Origin of the sequence: Gardnerella sp. DNF00109 (assembly GCF_049262845.1) — a bacterium.
In the GTDB taxonomy this organism is placed as follows: Bacteria; Actinomycetota; Actinomycetes; order Actinomycetales; family Bifidobacteriaceae; genus Bifidobacterium; species Bifidobacterium vaginale.
The window spans coordinates 798,792-821,287 of sequence record NZ_CP058406.1 but is presented as its reverse complement, the minus strand read 5'-3'; the positions used below and the strand labels follow the sequence as shown (position 1 = coordinate 821,287).

At 40.4% G+C, this 22,496-nt stretch carries 21 protein-coding genes; 4 read left to right on the top strand and 17 right to left on the bottom strand.

Annotation, left to right across the window (positions count from 1 at the left end; genetic code table 11):
* Window positions 1-15: 15 nt before the first annotated feature.
* A complete protein-coding gene (locus tag HXT20_RS03145; RefSeq protein WP_004115155.1) occupies window positions 16-921 on the bottom strand; it encodes a BRCT domain-containing protein in 906 nt (301 codons plus the stop codon).
* Window positions 922-1,110: 189 nt separating this feature from the next.
* Window positions 1,111-1,668 carry a TetR/AcrR family transcriptional regulator gene (locus tag HXT20_RS03140; protein ID WP_004111734.1) on the bottom strand — a complete coding sequence of 186 codons (558 nt, stop codon included), beginning with the start codon at window positions 1,666-1,668 and terminating at the stop codon, window positions 1,111-1,113.
* Between the two features lie 129 nt (window positions 1,669-1,797).
* On the opposite strand from HXT20_RS03140, the gene HXT20_RS03135 reads away from it, so the two are divergent.
* Both HXT20_RS03135 and HXT20_RS03130 read left to right on the top strand, forming a co-directional pair.
* A complete protein-coding gene (locus HXT20_RS03135; RefSeq protein ID WP_101890206.1) occupies window positions 1,798-2,319 on the top strand; it encodes an HXXEE domain-containing protein in 522 nt (173 codons plus the stop codon).
* 38 nt (window positions 2,320-2,357) lie between these two features.
* Complete coding sequence (locus HXT20_RS03130) at window positions 2,358-3,539, top strand: alpha/beta fold hydrolase (protein ID WP_004111738.1); 1,182 nt, start codon at window positions 2,358-2,360, stop codon at window positions 3,537-3,539.
* Between the two features lie 127 nt (window positions 3,540-3,666).
* On the opposite strand, the gene HXT20_RS03125 is transcribed toward HXT20_RS03130, so the two are convergent.
* Window positions 3,667-3,930 (bottom strand): hypothetical protein, encoded by a 264-nt coding sequence (locus tag HXT20_RS03125; protein WP_004111740.1) that lies wholly within the window; start codon window positions 3,928-3,930, stop codon window positions 3,667-3,669.
* 479 nt (window positions 3,931-4,409) lie between these two features.
* The gene (locus tag HXT20_RS03120) at window positions 4,410-5,057 is read right to left on the bottom strand and encodes a zinc ribbon domain-containing protein (RefSeq protein WP_415698077.1); all 648 of its coding nucleotides are present in this window, start codon (window positions 5,055-5,057) and stop codon (window positions 4,410-4,412) included.
* Window positions 5,058-5,298: 241 nt separating this feature from the next.
* Between HXT20_RS03120 and HXT20_RS03115 the strand changes: the two genes are divergently transcribed.
* Entirely contained in the window at window positions 5,299-5,499 is a 201-nt protein-coding gene (locus tag HXT20_RS03115; RefSeq protein WP_004111744.1) for a helix-turn-helix transcriptional regulator, read from the top strand.
* 1 nt (window position 5,500) lies between these two features.
* Window positions 5,501-5,950 (top strand): hypothetical protein, encoded by a 450-nt coding sequence (locus HXT20_RS03110; protein ID WP_004111746.1) that lies wholly within the window; start codon window positions 5,501-5,503, stop codon window positions 5,948-5,950.
* Between the two features lie 590 nt (window positions 5,951-6,540).
* Here HXT20_RS03110 and HXT20_RS03105 read toward each other — a convergent pair.
* The 13 genes from HXT20_RS03105 to carB all read right to left on the bottom strand — a co-directional run bounded on the left by HXT20_RS03105 (window position 6,541) and on the right by carB (window position 22,469).
* Window positions 6,541-7,377 (bottom strand): HAD hydrolase family protein, encoded by an 837-nt coding sequence (locus HXT20_RS03105; RefSeq protein ID WP_415698078.1) that lies wholly within the window; start codon window positions 7,375-7,377, stop codon window positions 6,541-6,543.
* A gap of 130 nt (window positions 7,378-7,507) precedes the next feature.
* Window positions 7,508-7,756: a preprotein translocase subunit SecG gene (secG, locus tag HXT20_RS03100; protein WP_004115170.1), complete on the bottom strand. Its 249-nt coding sequence runs from the start codon at window positions 7,754-7,756 to the stop codon at window positions 7,508-7,510.
* A gap of 59 nt (window positions 7,757-7,815) precedes the next feature.
* Window positions 7,816-8,613 (bottom strand): triose-phosphate isomerase, encoded by a 798-nt coding sequence (gene tpiA, locus HXT20_RS03095; RefSeq protein WP_020759502.1) that lies wholly within the window; start codon window positions 8,611-8,613, stop codon window positions 7,816-7,818.
* Between the two features lie 105 nt (window positions 8,614-8,718).
* The gene (locus tag HXT20_RS03090; protein ID WP_075038648.1) at window positions 8,719-9,924 is read right to left on the bottom strand and encodes a phosphoglycerate kinase; all 1,206 of its coding nucleotides are present in this window, start codon (window positions 9,922-9,924) and stop codon (window positions 8,719-8,721) included.
* A 215-nt stretch (window positions 9,925-10,139) separates the two neighbouring features.
* On the bottom strand, window positions 10,140-11,078 hold the full coding sequence (whiA, locus tag HXT20_RS03085; protein WP_004111755.1) for a DNA-binding protein WhiA: 939 nt from the start codon (window positions 11,076-11,078) through the stop codon (window positions 10,140-10,142).
* Between the two features lie 175 nt (window positions 11,079-11,253).
* Window positions 11,254-12,153: an RNase adapter RapZ gene (gene rapZ, locus HXT20_RS03080; protein WP_014554604.1), complete on the bottom strand. Its 900-nt coding sequence runs from the start codon at window positions 12,151-12,153 to the stop codon at window positions 11,254-11,256.
* On the bottom strand, window positions 12,150-13,274 hold the full coding sequence (locus tag HXT20_RS03075; RefSeq protein ID WP_075038647.1) for a shikimate dehydrogenase: 1,125 nt from the start codon (window positions 13,272-13,274) through the stop codon (window positions 12,150-12,152). The genes rapZ and HXT20_RS03075 overlap by 4 nt, the downstream gene beginning before the upstream one ends.
* A 46-nt stretch (window positions 13,275-13,320) precedes the next feature.
* On the bottom strand, window positions 13,321-15,771 hold the full coding sequence (locus HXT20_RS03070; protein WP_009994738.1) for a primosome assembly protein PriA: 2,451 nt from the start codon (window positions 15,769-15,771) through the stop codon (window positions 13,321-13,323).
* 25 nt (window positions 15,772-15,796) lie between these two features.
* Complete coding sequence (metK, locus tag HXT20_RS03065) at window positions 15,797-17,023, bottom strand: methionine adenosyltransferase (RefSeq protein ID WP_004138151.1); 1,227 nt, start codon at window positions 17,021-17,023, stop codon at window positions 15,797-15,799.
* Between the two features lie 113 nt (window positions 17,024-17,136).
* Window positions 17,137-17,421, bottom strand: coding sequence for a DNA-directed RNA polymerase subunit omega (rpoZ, locus tag HXT20_RS03060; RefSeq protein WP_004111763.1), 285 nt, complete (start codon window positions 17,419-17,421; stop codon window positions 17,137-17,139).
* Window positions 17,422-17,530: 109 nt separating this feature from the next.
* Entirely contained in the window at window positions 17,531-18,148 is a 618-nt protein-coding gene (gene gmk / locus HXT20_RS03055) for a guanylate kinase (RefSeq protein ID WP_004111764.1), read from the bottom strand.
* 22 nt (window positions 18,149-18,170) lie between these two features.
* On the bottom strand, window positions 18,171-19,070 hold the full coding sequence (gene pyrF / locus HXT20_RS03050) for an orotidine-5'-phosphate decarboxylase (protein WP_004111765.1): 900 nt from the start codon (window positions 19,068-19,070) through the stop codon (window positions 18,171-18,173).
* A 3-nt stretch (window positions 19,071-19,073) separates the two neighbouring features.
* Window positions 19,074-22,469 carry a carbamoyl-phosphate synthase large subunit gene (gene carB / locus HXT20_RS03045; protein ID WP_075038646.1) on the bottom strand — a complete coding sequence of 1,132 codons (3,396 nt, stop codon included), beginning with the start codon at window positions 22,467-22,469 and terminating at the stop codon, window positions 19,074-19,076.
* Window positions 22,470-22,496 lie beyond the last annotated feature (27 nt).

Genomic DNA, 22,496 nt, shown 5'->3' with positions numbered 1-22,496 from the left:
CTCAATCATCCAACTTCACACATTTAGCAAATCATAGAAAGTCCGCTCATCTATGATTTCTATATCTTGACCCTCAAGCTTGAGCTTTTCTGCTTTTTTATGCTTTGATGACTTTTCACCTTTAAGAATTGCATTGTAGTCATTGTCACCAAGGATCAGATAGTTCGTCTGCTTATTCACGCTATTATCTAAGACACCGCCGAGATTCACTACAATCTGCATCGCATCTTTGCGAAGCATTTTCTCAAGCTTACCAGTGAAAACCACATGTCGATTATAGAAAAATCCATCTTCATCAATGACCGCTTCAGTAGGCTTAATGGCTTTGATATCTATTCCTTTGCCGCCGTGGCTTTCGCCGGCGATCCATAAATCTTCAATAGCGAGATTCTTCTCAGCCATACTAGCTTTTACAGCATCATATAGTTCTTTCGTTGATGTGCAGTCTGATAAAGCACGGTGTTCATTATTGTGTAAGCCTAAGTAGTCAGTTAAATCGGAGAGTCTGTGATGCTTCAACTCAGGATACAGTTTACGAGCAAATTGCATCGTATCCATATACTGATTAGACAATTGTTCCTTAAAGCCTTCATTCAAAAAACGCATATCAAAAGAGGTGTTATGACCAAGGATAATGTCATCACCTATGAACGAGAGTACATCCGTTTTAACACTGTCTATAGATGGCATACCTTCCAGCATGTCATTAGTTATTCCTGTTAATGCTGTAATAAAATCGTCTATGTCAAAGTTTGGTTTAATCAACTGGTCATAACGATCTACAATTTCATTGTTCCTGACCCTTAAAATACCAATTTCAATAATTTCATCGTAATACGCAGATAAGCCGGTCGTTTCGGTATCCAGCACACAGTAATCATCAATGAGTTGCTTAGTGTAATTTGAGTTTGAATTGGACATAAAAAGCACCTCCTTCATCTATTGAAATCAGTCTAGCACTTATTATATCTTGAAAACTAAGTGCCTTAAGCATAAAAACAGGTCGATTGTAATAATTGACCGGCTGTTTTAACTATTTTTTATAAAGATTTTGTCAGCCTTTTTCGCGCAATTACTACCGTTAGTGTATCAGATTAACTATTAAAAAACTCAAGAATTAGATGCAATTATTTGTAGCATCATTTTAGATATTTCTTTTGGAGACGGGCGATTTTCCATTTGCATCCATTCGGAAAGAAGATTCCAAAGTGCACCGGCACTGACAAGCAGTGCAGCTTTCTTTTCAAAGATGCTATCGTACAAATTTTGATTTCCACGAACGGTGTCATAAATCACAGGTAAGGCCCGATTGAATTCTTCCAGCAGATAATAGAACAGATGATTCCGCTGCAAAAGACGCAAAAAGTTGATCTGTTTCTCCCAAAAGGTAAAAAACACTTCCACAATCTGCTCCAGTGTATAGTGCCTGTCTTTTTGAAAATAAGTAATGTAGTCCTCACATCTTTCTAAGAAGCATTGCTGTAATACCTGCTCCTTCGAATCAAAGATCCGATAAAAAGTTCTCCTTGATAAAAGCGCATGTTCGGCGATTTCTGTTACGGTAATACGAGCGTAGTCTTTTTGGCTCATAAGATCCAACAAGGACTGCATCAACCATTGACGGGATTGCTCAGCGATGGGATTCTTTTCCTTTTCTACCAAACTCATTTTGGTCCTCCTGTCACACTTTTTCGGGATTGTAGCACTTGAACTTCTTCCATTAACAATCATGTCTTTTTGAATATAATATAAATTAGAAAGTGACACAAGTGAGACAGATAAAGGAGGCTCAATTTTATGAATACAATAAATACGATTGTTTGGCTGTTCCCGGTTATTTTTATGCTGCATGACTTCGAGGAGATTATTTTTGTGGAGGCATGGAAACGGAAATATAAAAGAAAAATACAAACAACAAAAATGAAGAAGATTCCATTTGCCGATTTGGGAAGCACCCCGTCATTTTCCATTGGTGTATTGATTGAATTTTTCATTATTTCAGCTTTATCGCTCTCTGCTTGTATCTTTGATTGGTACTTTTTGTGGCTGGGATTATTTTTTGGATTTACCATTCACCTGATTGTGCATTGTATGTTGGCGTCGCAATTTAAAGGCTATGTACCCGGAGTGGTCACCGCAGTCCCGTTACTTCCGTTTTGCTTTTATATCCTTTGGATTTCAAATGAATTCCTTTCTTTTACCACAGCTCAATTATGGATCAGTTGTGTAGTAGGCGCTATTTTGATGCTCTTAATGGTGGCTGTTTTGCATAGATGTATGAAATCGTTTGAAACTTTTATCAAGAAGTGGGAAGTTTAATTACCCACAAATAGCAAATTTTTAAGGAGGTCTTTTGCATGGAGTTGGAATTTAAACAAGGTATGTATCACCTAAATCCTGATCCTAATTTTAACTTTCAGCTTAACCGTGTCATTCTTTGGGATGGAGGGAATTTAAACGATGTGATGCAGGCTGCCAAAAGGATTACAGACAGCACAAGCTGGAAACAGGAAATGATTTACCTTGGGGATCATGCACTCTCTCAAAACAGAATCCCTCAGGCAATTGCATATTACCAGATGAGCGAATTTTTTGATGGAAATCCTGGCAACAAGGAATACTATATAAAAGCCACAGGACTGTTTTATGAGTATTACCATTCTTATTTCGATGAGAGACGTGTCCAGAAAATTCAAGTTCCATATGAAGATGTTATGCTGCCAATCATGGTTGCAAAAACTCAAAAACAATGTAAGGGCACCATTCTTTTACACGGTGGTAACGATTCATGCTTTGAGGAAATGTTTTTGCCGATGTTATATCTTTCTGAACACGGGTATGATGTATATCTATTTGAAGGTCCTGGACAAGGCAACGTTCTTCGTGTTCAAGGTAAACACTTTACATATGCTTGGGAACGTCCGGTCAAAGCAATATTAGATTTCTTTCACTTGAATGACGTCATTATTATTGGTGTTTCTTTGGGAGCTATGCTGGCCCTGCGTGCTGCTGCACTTGACAAGAGAATTACAAGGGCTGTATCTTGGTCTGTTTTTCCGGACTTTCTTGACGTGGTTCTCGACCAAATACCAAAAAAGGTAGCCGGTATCGTTCGGTTTATGTTGAAACATAATCTTCGCATCGTTCTCAGCCCTATTCTTTGCATGATGAAATTGATACGGAAGAATGACCCATTATTTCAATGGGGTGTCAATCATGGAATGTACGCCTATGGAGCTGACAGCATTTATGATTATCTGAAGAAAGTGAGTAAATATCAGATTATGGATGTGGCCTCCATGATTGAACAAGATGTATTGATTCTTGGTGCCAACCAAGACCACCTCGTTGATTACCGAATGATCAGCAAAGAAATCAACGCACTTACCAATGCGAACTCTCTCACATTTCGCCTTTTTACTGAAAAAGAAAATGCGGGAAATCATTGCAATTTAGGAAACGCCAAACTGGCTTTAGATGTGATACTGCAATGGTTAACATTTTTAAAACAGCGTGATTTAGAAGTTAGGAAGAATTGAATTCATTTCAAGAATCTCATGTACATCTATCCTATTATACTCAACGTGTAACTCTTTTAACAGCAAAAAAGCACGTCAGCAGCTTGCTGATATGCTTTTATTTTGCCTTCTAACATTTCCTATAAGCTTAACGCTTTAATTCTGTTTTGCTCCCATCAAGGAAAGTAAACTCAACCTTTCCATCTTTATGCACGCATAGATAGTCAACCATGCTAAGCCAGACGTTTTCATCGAACGCTGTTAACAAGTCCTGCTTTTTCAAGCCATCAATAAAATATTCAACCTCATCACGCCTCGCTTGCTTTTCAACAATACGAGCTTTAACTTCCTTAAGCCTCGACTCTACAGTATTAAACCTGTTCACTAAACTCGCATATTTTTTCTCACACATATGCTACGGTACATTTCCTTCTGCATAAATTTTCCCACTTCACAGCCTGGGTGCAAAGTGGGTGCACCTTTTAACGTTAACATCCTGTGCACTCGACCCTACACCGTTGACATGTTCCCTCAAACAGCAAAATCGCACTCAAAAACCGCAAGAACCCAGCTTAAAACTGCCACGCATTAAACCTTTTAACGATAGCCCTCGCAAACCCCTGCTACACAAGGGCAAAAATGCACCCACCTATTAAGCCCTTGACATCAATACAACACTCTCGACGTGGATTGAGAGAACTCCAAGTATAGCTACACTTTTTGAGTGCACACTATGGATAGTGGGTGCACTTTTTAACGATAGGAAAAGCTATCGTTAAAAGGTTTAAGATTGGCTTAATAGCTTGATTCTTGAGCATAAAAAATAGCCTAGAGATGATTCCCCCTAGGCTGAGTTTTGTAACATTTCAAATGCTAAAAGTACTTTGGCTTTTATGATGCTCTTTCAATATTCACGCTAATCTCTGATTTAAAAGTTACGCTGAACTTGTCCTCGTAAACTTTTATTTTCTTGATGTACTTTCTTACCAGCTTCTCGTCATACTCACTAATATCGTGACGCTCATTTTTCAGAAAATCTTCCATTTCTCTGATTCGTCTTTTAGCATCTTCTTGACCTGCTTTTTCTATAAGAAGCTGCTGTTTCTTAACCTTAAGCTCATCAATCTCGTTGGCAGTTTTCGTGTAGTCTTTTTTAGCTTTAAGCAAGGTTAGTAGTATCGCTTGTTTGTCCGCGATTCTTTTATCAACCGTTTCAATCTCGTTTAAGTTATTGCCCGCGATAATTTCTCTAATATTATTCTTCAACATGTCTAATACTTCATCCGATATACTAAACACCTTGTTTATGGCTTTCACTGTAGCAGACTGCAGTTCTTCCTCTTTTACTGTCGGAGCATCGCAAGCACTAGGACCATTTTCCCATCTGGTACAACAACGCCAAACAATAGAACGCACTCCTCGATTGTTCCAAGCAATTCTTCTGTAAACATCCCCACATTTAGAACAAACACATAAGCTGGATAAAGCGTACTTACTGGAATAAACTCTTCTTTTTTTATTCTCCTCACCACTAAACATGTTGGCTCGTCTTACCATTTCTTCTTGAACTTTAAAGAAAATATCTCTTGGAATAATCGAAGCGTGGCTATCTTTTACATAATACTGTGGTTCTGTTTCATCATTTTTTATACGAACATGGTTAATAAAATCTATCGTCTTTTTAGTTTAAGAAATTATAAAAAAGCAAAGTACGCTTGACAAAAAAAGCAAAGCGAGCTATACATTATATGTAAAGTTAACTTGCTGTTGAAGGAGGAAAATGAAAAATACAATTTTTCGATTAAGAAAACAGCATAAAATAACTCAAGAAGAATTGGCAAATGAAGTTGGAGTTACAAGGCAGACCATAACTTCCATTGAAACTGGAAAATATATAGCGTCACTGCCGTTGGCTTTTAAAATTGCTAAGTTTTTTGATATGAGTATTGAAGAAATATTTAGTATAGAAGAGGATGATTAATATGAACAAATTAGAAAAATATAAAAAAGAAATAGGATTTAGAATTAGTATTTTAGTCTTATTATGTATGGTTGCCTTACTCGCAGTTATTATTGGAAATTTTTACTTAAAATATAAATTCCCATTAAAAGAAGATGTGACATATTATGTAGCAGTATTTTTTATTGGACTTGAACTTGTATCTGTATTCTACATGTCAATGCTTGGTAGAGCATATAGAAATAGAGATATATTGGAGAAGATGCATACTAAAGAAACAGATGAAAGAATGATATTAATAAAGATGAAGTCAGGATCAAATATAATACCTATATTTTCAATGGCTATTGTAACTGTTTCTTTATTTGTAGCATATGTAAGTTATGAAGCCTTTTTAGCGTTAATAATAGTTGCATTTGTGCAAATAATATTTTCTAAATTATTAAAAGTATATTGGTCAAAAAAGATTTAAAAATATCATAGTAAAGGTATTAGACGATAGACAGTTAAAACTCTATCGTCTTTTTTATACTCAAAATTAGGATGTAAAAATGGTAAGGATAAGAAGCCACACTTAAAACAATTTAATATATAAGACATTTAGCGATTGAAATATAAGTTCAGTCGCTTTTTTAATTGAAATTTATAGATTAAGGAGAAGAAATTAATGGATAGAGAAATGATAATTTAGCTGCCTAATCTTCGATTGTCGCTTGCCCGTTCATGAGCATAGGTAAAAGCCAATCACGGAGAGCTATCAAAGCTCTATTTTCACGTTGATTATACGATATAGTCGTATAAGCAGGCATATCCAATGCTATTAAACACCTTAAGTTCAATCTCATTTGGAATATAAATGGGTCGATTATTAACTAGTGGTTTATCACAAGAAAGTACAGCATCACCACTAATGAAAAATGGGTATTCTCCATTGAGATCTTTAGCTGCTCCGACTTTAATGGTAGATTTCTTCTCTTCACTGATAATGTCACCAAGCTTTCCGTTTGACTCTCTACGAAAGAATTCGTCACACAACTTCGCCGGTAACGAAAGGTGGGTTATTCACAATCTAGTAAAAAGATTTGAATTAAGCCAGGTAGCAACGCCATTATTGTTGTTGGAATCACAAACCTCGTCCGCAATCGCAAGCAACCGAGGATTACTATTCGATACCGCTACACCGTATCCCCCTGCGCGGAACATGTCTATATCTATAATATCGTCTCCGAAAACGACTGTGCGACTAGGCTTTACACCCAAACGATCGCAAATAACGTTCAAAGCATGCCCCTTGTTTGCAAGAGGATTCGTAAGCATCCACAAAACATCTTCGCTAATGTGTAGCGAAAAATCGGTTGGAAGAATGCTCTGAAGTTTTTCCTTCTCACTCTCTCGAGGAACAATAATAATCTTGTCTGCTGTGCCACGCGGAACATTAGAAAAATCGGTAATAATAAAATCCTGCTCGTTCCAAAGCATACGAACATCAAAATTAGTGTAACGAACATCGTTCATAACAATGCCAATGCGAAGCGTAGGAATCTCATTAAGCAAGCGCAAACACACACTACAAGCATGTTGAGAATCAAATCCAAAACGCGTAAGAGTATCAAGGCTTCTTTGCGAAGTAAGCTCACCTATCGTGCTGTGAGCACAGTCAAAATCAATAAGAGCACCATTAAGGTACGCGCAAACTTGAGCATTCAAATCGTGAATAAAATCAAAAGCACTTCCAACAGGTCGAGCAGTAATAATAGCAAGCGGAATTCCACATTCACTCAAACGCTTAGAAGCGCTAACAGTTTCTTGGCTTAAATATCTGCTTTCAAAAGCATTAGCATCATGAAGCATAGTGCCATCAAGATCTGCTACCACAAGAGAAGGAGAAAAATGAAGCATAACAATAACCTAATGTATTTTAATTAGTCTAACATCTTCTAACATCTTAAAAAGCATAGCAAAATGTACACCTGCTCTGCTTATAAAATAAAAAGCGCGCAATCTTTCGACTACGCGCTTAAAAGAATACTTAGATAAGTGAAAACTTAGTCATAAGATTCAAGGCAACAATAACAGCCACCCAAATCAACGCTATAATAACAGTCCAACGATTCAAGTTCTTTTCTGCAACACCAGAGCTACCAGCGTTCTTCGTTAAACCGCCGCCGAACATGTCGGAAAGACCGCCGCCCTTGCCCTTGTGCATCAAAATCAACAATGTCAACAAAATGCTGGTCAGCACAAGCAACACTTGCAAAACAATTTTCACAGCGGACACAAGTAACCTCCTGTTTTAGAGTACTTTGTAAAGCATAGTAAAAGCCATTGACCTATGTATTAAATTCGATTTTTGTAAGACGACAATTGAACAATAGTAGCCAATTCCTCAATGTCTAAAGAAGCTCCACCAATAAGAAATCCATCAACGTCTGGCTCACAAATAAGACTTGCTGCATTAGAAGACGTTACAGAGCCGCCATAAAGTATTCTAACTTTTTGTGATACAGTATCCCCGAAAGTTTCCTGCAGATCATCCCTAATAGCCTTAGCAGCATCTTGAGCAGACTGTGCTGTAGCTACCATTCCAGTTCCAATAGCCCAAACTGGTTCGTATGCAATAATCAAACGCTCTGCCTGCTTAGAATCCAAATCGCGAGTAACGTCATGAACCTGTCCAACTGCAAAATCAAGCTCTATACCCTGCTTGCGCTCTTCAAAACTTTCACCAACGCAAAGAATAGGTTGCATTCCAGCAGCAAGCACAGCTCGCACTTGGTCAACAATATTCGCATCATCTTCTGGATGATACTTACGTCGCTCAGAATGACCTACAATCACCATTGAGCAGCCCAAGCTTGCAAGCATATCTGCAGAAACATCTCCAGTAAACGCGCCTTGAGCTGTAACGGAAACTGCTTGCGCGCCATAAAGAATAGGAAGATTATCAGACTCAACTAATACTTGCACACTTCTCAAGGACGTAAACGATGGCATAAGAGCAATATCGCATTTTTTACAATCGAAGCGAGAATCACATAGACGCCACCAGAATTTTTGAATAAAATGAGTGGCTTCGAGGTGATTAAAATTCATCTTCCAATTGCCTGCAACTAGCGGTTTCCTATTGACAACCATAATCACCCTTAAGAATTAGTTATAAAGATAAAATTAACATTATGCCGACCCCGATCTACAAAAAGAATTTATAAAATCGAAGTCGGCACAATATTTTAAAGTCACTTACTCAAGCACGCTCAAACCTGGAAGCGTCTTACCTTCCAAGAACTCGAGTGAAGCGCCACCACCAGTGGATATGTGAGAGAAGCCATCTTCTGGGAATCCAAGATTACGAACTGCAGAAGCGGAATCTCCACCACCGACAATAGTGAAAGTGCCGTTCTTCGTTGCATCAACCAAACCCTGAGCTACAGCGCGAGTACCAGCAGCAAACTCTGCAACTTCGAACACGCCCATTGGTCCATTCCAAACAACAGTCTTGGAATCAACAATCTTGTCGTGGAAAAGCTTTTGAGAATCAGGGCCAATATCCAAGCCCATCTTGTCTGCTGGAATGGCATCCGCTGGAACAACTTCTGGAGCAACAGGGGTATCGCCTGCTGGGAAGCCAGCGTTCACAACAATATCGGTTGGAAGAACAAGCTCAACGCCATTCTTCTTGGCGGTTTCAATATATCCCTTAACTTTCTCGAGCTGATCCTCTTCAAGCAAAGAAGTACCAACTTCATGACCCAAAGCCTTAAGGAATGTGAACACCATTCCGCCGCCAATAACAAGGCGATCAGCCTTAGAAAGCAAGTTTTCAATAACGCCAAGCTTGTCGGAAACCTTAGATCCACCAAGAACTACTGTCAAAGGACGCTCTGGATTTTCGGTTGCGCGAGAAAGAGCCTTAACTTCCTTCTCAACAAGCAAGCCAGCAGCAGCTGGAAGATCGGCAGCAACATCGTAATTTGAACCCTGGGCGCGGTGAACAACACCGAAACCGTCGGAAACAAAAACTTCTCCAAGAGCAGCAATCTTCTTAGCGTATTCAGCGCGTTCGGACGCATCCTTACTGGTTTCTTCGGCGTTAAAGCGCACGTTTTCAAGCAAAACAACGTCGCCATTGTTCATTGCAGCAACCTTAGCTTGAGCATCTTCGCCGTAAGTATCTGCAGCCAAAGCAACATTTACACCAAGAAGTTCACCTAAGCGAGCTGCCACTGGAGCCAAAGAAAGCTCTGGAACAACTTGACCCTTTGGACGGCCAAGATGAGCCATTAAAATAACCTTGGCGCCCTGCTCGCGCAAAGCTTTAATCGTTGGCAAAGCAGCCTTAATACGACCGTCGTCTGTGATAGTCGTGCCCTTAAGAGGAACATTAAAATCGGCACGAACGAGTACGCGCTTGCCGCTCAAATCTCCCAAATCTTTAAGTGTCTTCATTGGTATCCTTTCCAAAACATGATTCAACCAATCATGATGGCGAATTTAACAAGAAAAAAGACGAAAGCAAAGCTAAAACGTCTATAAATTCCATGAGCAATTATATCGCATGTGCGCAACAAGCACGCCCAAAATTAGATAATAAAAAATTACAAAAAATGCCGCATACTCAAAGTATGCGGCTAATACGAATAAATACTCAGTCAAAAAAGCAATTACATTCGCGACTTTTCTACTTTAGCGCAAAGCTGCAAAAGTCTACGAATACGACCAGCAACAGCATCCTTTGTAATCGGAGGATCCGCTAAATGACCAAGTTCTTCTAGACTTGCATCACTATGCTGCAGTCGCAACTTTCCTGCCATCAAAAGATTTTCTGGAATATCGTCCCCAAGAACATCGAAAGCGTGACGAACCTTTTCGCAAGCTTCTGCAGCAGCTTTAGCACTTCTGCGCATATTAGCATCATCAAAGTTTGCCAGTCGATTAGCTTTGCCTCTTGCTTCACCATCAGAACGCTTACCAGTCCATTCTCGAGCAGAACGAGGAGCTCCAATCAAAATCAGCATACGCTCAATAGCGTCAGAATCTCTCAAAGTAACACGCTCAGAGCTTTTAACTTTGCGCGCCTTTGCACCAACTCCGAGTCGTGCTGCCATTGCTTGCAACGCTGTAGCAGCCTCATGAGTTGGGCAAACAATCTCTAAATAGCTTGCCTTTCCAGGATCGGATATAGCCCCATGAGCTAAGAAAGCACCTCTCCACGCAGCTTTAACCTGCGCAATACTTCCACCAACAATTTCAGGGGCAAGACCAGCAACGATATGCATACGACGGTCCAACAAACCTGATTGTAGAGCCAAAGCTGCAGCACCTCGCTCCACAAGAACATCGTAACGAGTAACAACACCTGTAGGAGTCTGACGAGTAGTTTGAGAAATCGTTGCTTCTCTTTGGAAACACGTCACAAGCGTATCTACAAGCCATTGCGCTGCGCTTAGAGAATCAAACTGTGCACGAATCACAGCCTGATTATTAACCGGCCTTAAGCCGCCACCAAAACGCATCATTGCTGCTGCCTGAGCCATAACAACCGCTGGTAGCTCACTATTATTTGCGACGAGTTCGTTCTTTACGTCGTCAAGAAGAGCCAAGGGAAACCTCCTATTTTGTTCTTCTTAGAGTATGCGTTGGGATTCATACAAGATGCCGTTGCACGATGTGCAAAACACCTACATGCTCGGCTTTCTGTGATACCCAATGACTTGGACATTTTACCTTTTTATAGTTCTACTTTTTATATTACATAATCCTATAGGAGAAACTAAATCATGTTCTAGATCTCATCTCTCTAGCAGATACTGTAACCTGCAATCCTCTTAATTTTAGTCTTCTTGCAAGCTCTATGCTAATAGCTACAGACCTATGCTGACCCCCAGTGCATCCAACAGCAATTGTTACATAATGCTTATCTTCTTTTGCAAAACCATCAATTGCCGTAAGAAGAGCTTTTTCGTAAGAGTCTAAGAATTCTATTGCCGCTGGATTTTTAAGAACATAATCGCTAACTGCTTTATCTTTTCCAGTTAAATCCCTAAGCTCTGGAATCCAAAATGGATTGGGCAAAAATCGCATATCTGCCACAAAATCGGCGTCCATAGGCATTCCGTACTTGAACCCAAAACTAAAAATGTGAACAGATACAGTAGAAGATCCTTTTCCAAGCAACCCCTCATAAAGTTTAGTGGAAAGCTGATGAATACTAAGATTTGAAGTATCGATAATAATATCCGCGCAATCTTTAAGATGACCTAAAAGCTCACGCTCTTCCAAAATACCATCTATAAGTCTTCCTCCGCGCTGCAAAGGATGTGGTCTGCGCACTGACTCATATCTTTTAATGAGCACAGAATCAGATGCATCTAAAAATAGTATTCGAGTTTTTACGCCTAAATCATCTATATGACCCAAAACAACAAATAAATCATCAAAATATCCGCGTGATCTTACGTCAATAACTGCTGCAAGCTTATGAACTTTAGATCCAGAAGATGTCATCATGTCTACAAGAGGGATGAGTAACTTTGGAGGAAGATTATCAATAACATACCAGCCCATGTCTTCCAAAGCATTTGCTGCATGAGATCTGCCAGCGCCGCTCATGCCAGTAATGAGCATTACTTCAAAATCGCTTGCCACCTGCGAGAATTCACTATTTTCAGTGATCATAACGCCTCCTTCAATGCTTTTTCCATGCAACTTCTTATGTAATCGTAATCTGTAGCCTTGTCAGATTGGTGTTTGATTATGCAAGAATCATCACACGAATCATCACTTGAATGCCTATAATCAAAAGTCATGAGTTTTACTTGATCTAGTGCTTGATATAAAAGCATTTCTTCTCCACCAATACCCATGCCATATTTTCTCCAAACTTTAAGCATCTGGCTTGGTCGAGGATCATATACAACGTCTAGCAAAGCTCCTAAATGTTTTATTGACTTTTCCTTGCAATATTCACACAAAGCGAGCGCTAATCCGTCTGCTATATGAGCAGGAACAGTGCTTATAACAATATCTGCGTTTACAATTGCTTCAATTGCATCCAACGAAGAAATAGATTCTAGAATGTGAGATTTATCACATTTTTCTATATCTTGCGATATTTTTATAAACTCAGGATCAATAGTAGGGAATTCTATACCGCAAACAGGCTTGTAGCCACGTTTGTTTTTAAGATTCAAGTTAGACGGCTCTATTCTTCTGCTATTTGGAAAATCCAATTTATATTTATCTACTAAATCGTTAAATCTACTAACGCCTTTAACAGTTTTACCATCGCTTTGCAATCTTGCAACAACACTAACTTTACTCAATTTTGAACCTTGAGCAATTTCTATTAAAGCTGCCATTGCAGAAGACGCAGTGTTTCCGCTGCCAATAATAACCGCACTTTTAGCGTTTAATATTTGAGACTTTAAAGAGTGTATTAACGCCATTACAATACCATTTACATCTGTGTTACAAAGCTCAATCGTCTCAGGATTTTCTAAGCATGGCTTTTTACTAAACACAGCAGTATTTGCAACACCAAGCGTTTTAGACCAATAATCGCAAGCTACACCTAGGCTCATAATTGTTTTTTTAAGTGGCATTGTAAGGCTTAAGCCTTTCCAAGAATCGTCAAGATGCGCAATAAAATCTTTTAAGTCTTCCTCGCTAACTTTTTCTTTACCATAATGCCAATTATTTAAGCCCAATGCCTTATATGCAGCATTGTGTAGAACTGGAGATAAAGAGTGCGATATAGGATTGCCCAAAACCGCGCAATTGTAGCATTTTTCAACCATTTTAACCTCTTTATTTATAAGTCTTTATTAATAAGTTTATGCGATTTTACAAATCCTTAGGATCCACACTAAATTTTAATTCACCATTTTTTCGCATTGCAAAATGCTTTGCACATTCTTTTTTCAAACGATTAACTAATTCATCTCTATACTCTAATGGCACTCTTACAACTGCTTTAACTCTGTCGTTTAACTCTTCAAAGCGTTGAGAATTTTGCTCGTGCAATGTTGAAGGAGGCTTCATTGGAACAATTCCAAGTAAAGGTGGAAGATATTCGGATTCACTCGAATCGCCTGAAACCACAGATTCACTATCTTTAGTTTCGACTTTTAACATTGGAAGATTACTAGAACTATCTAAATCACCATTTTTGCTTACAACTTTTGTAATATCTTCGCTTACATCTACACTCATTGCGCCAATCGCATTAAGCGTATCTACTACAGCCTGCCTAAAACCCCATATTCTTGCGACACATACAGTTGGCGGAAGAAGTGCTTCACTTCTTTCTTGCAACTCTTGTTTAGAAAGAATTGATGAATCCCATTCTTCCAAAGATTTAGCGAGAATATCGTAAGTTTCACCCAAAATAAGAACGCTTCCACCTCTGTTTTTTGACGCACACATTGAAGCTGCTTTCATCCAAGCATTCAAAGTGTCTATTCGAGAATCTAAACCAGTGTTGTAAAGACTCGTCCACGCGTCTAAAATCGCAACAAGACCATATTCTCCGCAAGAATTTTTAGATGAGCTTAAAACTCGAGGTTCTGCTCCTAAAGTACAAATGACAATCATCGGCTTCTGGTCAATCCACTCTATAACACCACTTTTCTGCTTCGCGGAAGATATAATAATTGGAACATCATTGAAAATCTTAAATATTTCTTTGGCAGTAAAATTGACGCCAACACGAATAGCCTCGATAAAGTTAGATCCACTAGAACAATTCGAGCACTTCCAGCCAATCGCAGCACTTCCACACCATGCGCATTTAGGAGCAGAACCATCTATAGGTAAGTCAAGAGGACCTGTACAGCGTTTACAACGAGCCATACTATGGCATTTTTTGCATGCAGCACGCTGAACAGTATCGTCTTGTGCTGTAACAAGTAAAACAGGCAGATTTGCGTCTAAAGTTTGTCTAATCGACGCTAGTGCAGTATACGGTATTCTAGATCCTGCACTCGGGTCATTTATCTTATTAAGGTTATCCAAATTAAGTAGACGAACCCATGGGCAAGCATTACTAACAATAGTATTAAATGGTTTAATTTCAATTAAAGGTCCACTTACTTTTGCAGCAAGATTTTTTCCTTTTAATTCGTTTTGACTTATTACGCTTCTAGCAAAAGACATTGTTATGAAAACGCCATTATGATTTTGTGTGCGCAATCGCATAACTCCTCTAGCTTGAGCGTAAGGCATCATACCATCTGCGTACTGATATGCGCCATCTTCTACAATCACAAAAAGCGCTTGCGACTCAACTGGTGCATACATTGCAGATCTTGTTCCTAAAACACATGGAACAATTCCTTTTTCTATAGCTCTCCACGCTCTATACCTGTCTGCTGGAGAATCATATGCACAAAGACGAGCAACATCTCCACTTAAAGTTCCACTTGGATTCTGCGATTTTTTATAAGGTTTAAGACCATAAACCATAAGGGCACGCATAACATCGTTTACTTCGCGAATTGTAGGAAGAACAACAGCAACTTGACGACCAGCTCTTATTGCAGTTACAATAATCCACGCTAAATCCTGAGCCCATCTCATTGCTCCTGGTAAGGCATCTATAAGAAAAGCTTTGCAATTATTCTTATAATTATTCGAAAGCGAACTATTTTCATGATGCAAATAATACGGTTTATGAACATCTTCTAAGGATTGTTTAAGAAGATTCGCATTATTGTATGTTGCAATCATACGAGCATATGTTGTTTTTCTAAGATTCTCACTTCCATCGTATTGAGATATCGCGCAAGTATCATTAGACCTAAAATTTTTTTGTAATTCATTAATCCATTTTACTCTTTTAGATAAATGAATATCGTCCAGCAAATTTTCTTTATCTACACCAGCAATTCTTCTAGGTAAAGCAAGTCTAATAATATTAGCTCTTGTTCCACCATAAGCATCAGCTATTGAAGAAATATCTTCCATAAAAGATTTAGAAACTACTTCCCCTATTGGAATAATTTTTTCAATAAACTTTAATGAAGATATTGGTGTTGTGCTTGATTCACTCCTACTCCAAATAATTCCATTTACGCGTCTAGTACCAAATTTTACGCGGACCATACACCCTGGCTTAGCGTAATCATCCTGATCTTTGCTAACAATGTAATCAAAAGTTTTACCGAGATGAGATGCTTGAACATCCAGCACAATATGAGCAATAGGGCAATTATCAGCTTGACTCTGGGTTGAATCACTCTTCTTACGCCTACGTGGTTTGCGCGCTAAACCATCAAGTGAAGGCTGCTCAAGCATTAGCACATCCTTTTAAATCCTCAAATCAATTTTTTAAAGATTTTACCTCATTCTTAATCTGATCAACACGATTAAGTCTTTCCCAAGGAAAATCAACATCTGTTCTTCCAAAATGTCCATAAGCAGAAGTTTTCGAGTAGATTGGTCGAAGCAAATCAAGCTCGTCGATAATTGCTGCTGGGCGTAAATCAAAGACTTTTCGAACAATCTTAGAAATATCTGAACGAGTAATTCCATTAGCTTCGGTTCCAAAAGTTTCTACATTCACGCTAACAGGCTCTGCAATTCCAATCGCATATGCAACTTGTACCTCTATTTTATGGGCTAAACCTGCGGCAACAAGATTCTTAGCAACCCAACGCGCAGCATAGGCTGCAGAACGATCCACTTTACTAGGGTCTTTGCCAGAAAAAGCTCCACCACCATGATGTGCAGCCCCTCCATAAGTGTCTACAATAATTTTTCTGCCTGTTAAACCAGAATCTGCTGCAGGACCACCCAAAACAAAAGATCCAGTTGGATTTACAAGCATTCTGTAATCATTATGATTTACGTTTTTCCCTAACACTTTGTTAAGAACAGGCTCTACAACGTTTTGGACAAGTTGATTTCTAAGCCAATCATGACTCACATCTGGGTCATGCTGTGTTGAAATAAGAACAGTATCTAAACGAACAGGGTTCCCAAATTCATCATATTCGATTGTAACCTGTGTTTTACCGTCTGGTCTAAGTTTAGATACAATTCCAGATTTTCGCACGTAGGATAGGCGCTGGGCAAGCTGATGAGCTAGATATATTGGAAGTGGCATATAAGCGTCTGTCTCATCGCTAGCATATCCAAACATAACGCCTTGATCGCCTGCGCCTTGGCTTTTATAACGATCTTCTTTAGACGCAATACTTTCGGATTCTAAATCTAATCTAGAAACACCTTGATTTATCTCCGCGCTTTGCTCAGTTAGCGAAACCATTACTCCACATGAATCAGCATCCAATCCAACAGTTGAACTGTTGTATCCTACTTCGCGTACAACTTTTCTAACAATGCCTGGTATGTCGGTGTATACTTCTCCCCTAACTTCCCCGAAGACTACAAATTGTCCTACGCATGCACAAACTTCAACAGCAACATGCGCATGAGAATCTTGACGAAGCATATCATCTAGAATCGCATCTGCAATCTGATCACAAAGCTTATCAGGATGACCTTCTGTAACAGATTCTGCAGAAATAAGTTTAGCTTCCGACATAACTCCCCTTTAATTAAAAAATTAAAACTTATGCGCTAAAACCAATAACAGCCGCATATCCAATACCAACAAGCATAGGATAATACGGCTGCAATTAAAAATGTAAAGAAAACTTAATTTCCCTCATTCATATCATCTTCACCAAGATTCTCCACCAGCAAACCTTTATTAATTTCTCGGAATGCTATAGAAAGAGGCTTCTCCTGGTTTCTATAATCAACAAGAGGACCGACGTTCTGCAACAATCCTTCGTTAAGCTGAGTGAAATAAGAATTAATCTGCCGTGCTCGTTTTGCGGCAAACAAGGCAAGCGCATACTTGGAATCCGCATGCTGCATCAAATCATCAATAGGCGGATTTGCAAGTCCCGTAGGTGTTGGCTTAGTGCCCAATGCCATAATGTTCTCCATATTCTATGGTGCCACAATAGTTTCCAAGTAGACTATTGTAAGCTATTGCAAGGATATTTAGGAATTACTCATTTAGATTAATCTAAATTAATTTAAATTAATCTAAATCGTATTCTTTAGCTATTATCTTCCAAAGTTCATCTGCAGCGCGCTGAGCATCGTCATTAACAATCACAAAATCAAACTCGCTAGACGCAGCCATTTCTACTTTAGCGGTTTGCAAACGCTTAGCCTGCTGCTCAGGAGTTTCAGTGCCTCTACCAATAAGTCGACGCTTAAGCTCCTCAAAGCTAGGAGGGGCAATAAATACGTATACGACTTCTAAACCTAATCTAGAAGCTTCCTGCTTAACTCTCCTAGCTCCCTGAAGATCAATCTCTAGAAGCGTTGGAACGTTTTGAGCAAGATGATCTAAAACAGGCTGAATTAAAGTGCCATAATGTGCCATTCCATGAACAAGAGCAGTCTCCAGAAACTCTCCGTTCCTCTTCCTGCGCTCAAACTCTTCTTCATCAATGAACCAATAATGAATTCCATTAAACTCATCATAACGAGGTTTTCTGGTAGTCGCAGAAACAGAAAGCCAAATATTAGGATGTTTTTCGCGCAATACTCCCTCAACAGTGCCCTTACCAGCTGCAGTAGGACCAGTAAGAACAATCAAACGCCTTTTAGTAGCGACTGGCATACTCTGTGTATCGTTTAAACTAACCATATTTGACTCTCTTAAATAATTTTCATGAATCCATTAAAGCTTGACGAATATCCCAAGCTATTCGTTCAGTTGCAGTAGATAATGCACCAATATCTGGACCATGAGAAGCAATAGACCTAGAAACTGTTACTAAAACATTTCCATGCGTACCAGCAAAAACCGTTTTCAAATCGTTAGCTTCCGCTCCCTGCCAACCGTACCCTGGAGAAAGAATAGGACCAGTAAAACTCGTTAAATCGATTCCACCGCCATTCATCCAATCTCCAATAGTGGCTCCAACAATTAAGCCAACGGAACCCATGCCCTTTGTATTATTGTTAAAAATTTGCGCAGTTTGAGCAATACCATGAGCAACAGTTGTGCCGCGGTAGGAACCAGTCTGACGAATAGCAGTTTGCAAGCTAGCGCCTTCGCGATTAGACGTTAGAGAAGCAATAAACACGCCCCTGCCATTATTAAGAGCCTCATTAATCAACCCACCCATTGACCTAGCTCCGTAATACGGAAGAAGTGTAATAGCATCAGTAAGAAGAGGCGCATCTGGCTTAAAGTATGCGTCGGCAAGCGCAGAGATTGTTGTAGACAAACCACCATGACCACAATCAACAATAGTAATTACGTCCATTTGTCTTGCAGCATACAGCACTCGTTCGAGCGCCGCGAACCCCTTAGACCCGTAACGCTCGAACATGCTCGACTGGAATTTTACGGCAGCAGCTCTGCCGTTCATGGCCTGAAGCATACGCATGGAGAACAATTCTGCTCCTTGAGCATCCATCTTGTATCCCCAATTAAGCAGCATCTTGCGGTGCGGATCTATGCCAACGCATAATGGCCCATATTTTGCCATAGCGTTTTTTAGACGCAATCCAAAATCGGATCTTTGCGCCTGCAATTCCTGCTCTCGTATGCTTTCGGTCATGTATTAAGCCCGACTTTCTTCGTTTTCTGCCTTCTCGATTGCAAACAGTTGCTTTGCATGCTCCTGAATGCTCATCACTTGGTAATCGTTGTTCTTAACGGCTTCTATAGCCATAAGAACTGGTGCAAACTCCGTAATTGTAGTGAATTGCGGAAGGTCTGCTGCAACAGCAGCTGCACGAATAGCATAACCATCTGTACGCGACCCTCTGGAATTCGGCGTGTTCAACACCATATCAATCTTACCATTCTCAATCAGCTCAACCACGTTTTTGCCGATTCTTTCATGCGAAGGCACGTCATTTCGCACATCCTTCGCCGTGTCGCCAAGGCTAGAAAGCTTATCAACAATAACGGAATCAATGCCGTAACGTCTAAGAACAGATGCCGTACCTTCTGTAGCCCAAATCGTAAATCCAAGCTCTACTAGGCGCACTGCAAGTAGCGGCAATTGTCTTTTATCTGCATCACTTACAGATACAAACACGTTGCCGCTTGTAGGCAAACCGCCCTTGTACGCTGCAAGCTGACTCTTAGCAAAAGCATGTGGGAAGTCGCGGTCAAAGCCCATAACTTCTCCAGTAGAGCGCATCTCTGGTCCGAGCAAAATATCGACTGTGCGACCAACATGCGTGCGGAAACGTTTGAAAGGCAAGACGGAAGCTTTAATAGCAACTTGCTGGCCTGGGTGAATATCTCCACCATCTCCCTTAGGAAGAAGAAGACCGCGCTTTCGCTGCTGTGCGATTGTTTCCCCAGCCATAATTCGAGCAGCAGCTTTAGCAAGAGCAACTCCCGTAGCTTTAGACGCAAACGGAACAGTACGAGATGCTCGAGGATTCGCCTCAATTACGTACAAAGTGTTTGCCATAAAAGCATATTGCACATTAATAAGACCACGAACTGAGCATCCGCGAGCAATCGAAAGCGTGCCCTCGCGAAGTCTACGAATTTGATCGTCGGAAAGCGTGCTTGGAGGAAGAGTACAAGCAGCGTCACCAGAGTGTACGCCAGCTTCCTCAACATGCTCCATAATTCCGCCAATATAAAGCTCGTTGCCGTCGTAAAGTGCGTCAACATCAATCTCAATAGCGTCCTGAAGGAACTTATCAATCAAAAGCGGCGAAGGCAAACGACCAGAAACAACAGTGTCTGCTTGAGCTTCCTGTAAAGCACGATCCACATATTTTGCAAGCTGAGCATCATCGTACACGATTTCCATTCCTCGACCGCCAAGCACATAACTTGGTCGCACAAGAACAGGGTAACCAATTGCGTGAGCAGCATCTTTAGCCTCTTCAAGGCTTAATGCAGTTCCGTAGCGCGGAGCATTCATGCCTTCTTGACGAAGAACCTCACCGAAAAGCTCACGATTTTCCGCCAAATCAATAGCCTCAGGCGTAGTGCCCAAAATTGGAACTCCTGCAGCTTTAAGGCGCGCTGCAAGCGAAAGTGGAGTTTGGCCGCCAAGTTGCACAATAACACCTTTTACTGGACCAAGCTTCTTTTCTGCTTGGTAAATTTCGAGCACGTCTTCAAAAGTAAGCGGCTCAAAGTAAAGGCGATCCGACATATCGTAGTCTGTAGAAACTGTTTCAGGATTGCAATTGACCATAATTGTGTCGTAATCCTTACCCAGCTCTTGCACAGCATGAACGCAAGTGTAGTCAAACTCAATACCCTGACCTATTCTGTTTGGACCAGAGCCAAGAATGATTACAGCTTCACGATCGCGTGGCTTAAGCTCGCTTTCGTCAGCGTAGCAAGAATAGTAGTAAGGTGTTACAGCGTCGAACTCGGCAGCACACGTGTCAACCGTTTTGTAAACAGGATGCAATCCATACGCCCAGCGAAGCTCTCGAACCATGTTTTCGCCTTCGTCGCCAAGATTACGCAAATGCGCAATTTGAACATCCGAAAGACCAGCAAGCTTAGCATTCTTTAACACTTTTGGCGTCAAATTTTCTGCTTCACGAACCTCTAAAGCTGTTTTATTGATTAACGAAAGCTGCTCAACAAACCATGGGTCTATCTTTGTTGCGTCAAAAATCTGCTCAGGCGTAGCCCCACCCCAGAGCGCGCGCTGAATTTGCAAGTAGCGGTGCTCGGTTGGAGTATGAATTTCTTCAAGAAGCTTAGCAACTTCTTCTTTACTTGGGCGCTCGCCGTCCCAATTAAAGCAAGCGTGACGTTTATCAATTGATCGCATTGCTTTTCCAAGAGATTCCTGGAAATTTCCAGCCAAAGCCATTGCTTCGCCGACTGACTTCATAGAAGTTGTAAGCGTAGTGTCTGCTCCAGGGAACTTTTCAAAAGCAAAGCGCGGAATCTTAGTTACAACATAGTCAATCGTTGGCTCAAAGCTTGCAGGAGTTGAACGCGTAATATCGTTTTGAATTTCGTCCAAAGTGTATCCGAGGGCAAGTTTTGTAGCGATTTTTGCAATCGGGAAACCAGTTGCTTTAGATGCTAGCGCAGAAGAACGCGAAACTCGCGGATTCATTTCGATTACGATAATGCGACCAGTTCGAGGATTGATTGCAAACTGAATATTGCATCCGCCAGTGTCAACGCCAACACCTCGAATAATCGCGATGCCAATATCGCGCATCTTTTGATACTCGCGATCTGTTAGCGTAAAGCATGGAGCAACTGTAATCGAGTCGCCTGTGTGAACGCCTACAGGATCAACATTTTCGATTGGGCACACAACAACAACATTGTCTTTGGAATCTCGCATAAGCTCAAGCTCAAATTCCTTCCAACCTTCAATGCCTTCTTCAATAAGCACTTCGTTTGTTGGAGAATAGTGAATGCCTGCTCCTGCAATGCGGTGTAATTCTTCCTGATTGTGAGCAATTCCAGAGCCTAAACCTCCCATTGTGAAGCTTGGACGCACAACAACTGGGTACCCTAGTGTTTCAACAATTTTGTCTACTTCTTCAATTGAGTGAGCAATAAAGGATTTTGCACTTTCTGCCCCAGCTTTTTCAACAACTTTTTTGAAAAGCTCACGGTCCTCTCCGCGGTCGATTGCCTCAAGAGATGCACCAATAAGCTCTACATTATACTTTTCTAAGATTCCTGCACGACCCAAGTCCATTGCGGCATTAAGAGCAGTTTGACCACCTAATGTTGGAAGAAGCGCATCTGGCTTCTCTTTAGCAATAATGCGCTCCAAAATTGCCGTGTCTATTGGCTCAATATATGTTGCGTCTGCAAGCTCTGGGTCCGTCATAATAGTAGCAGGATTAGAGTTTACAAGAATTACGCGGATTCCTTCTTCGTGAAGGACTCGGCAAGCTTGCGTTCCAGAGTAGTCGAATTCTGCAGCCTGACCAATTACGATTGGACCAGAACCAATAACCATTACGGATTTAATATCAGCACGTTTTGGCATTATAAATTCCTTTTATCCCTTTATACC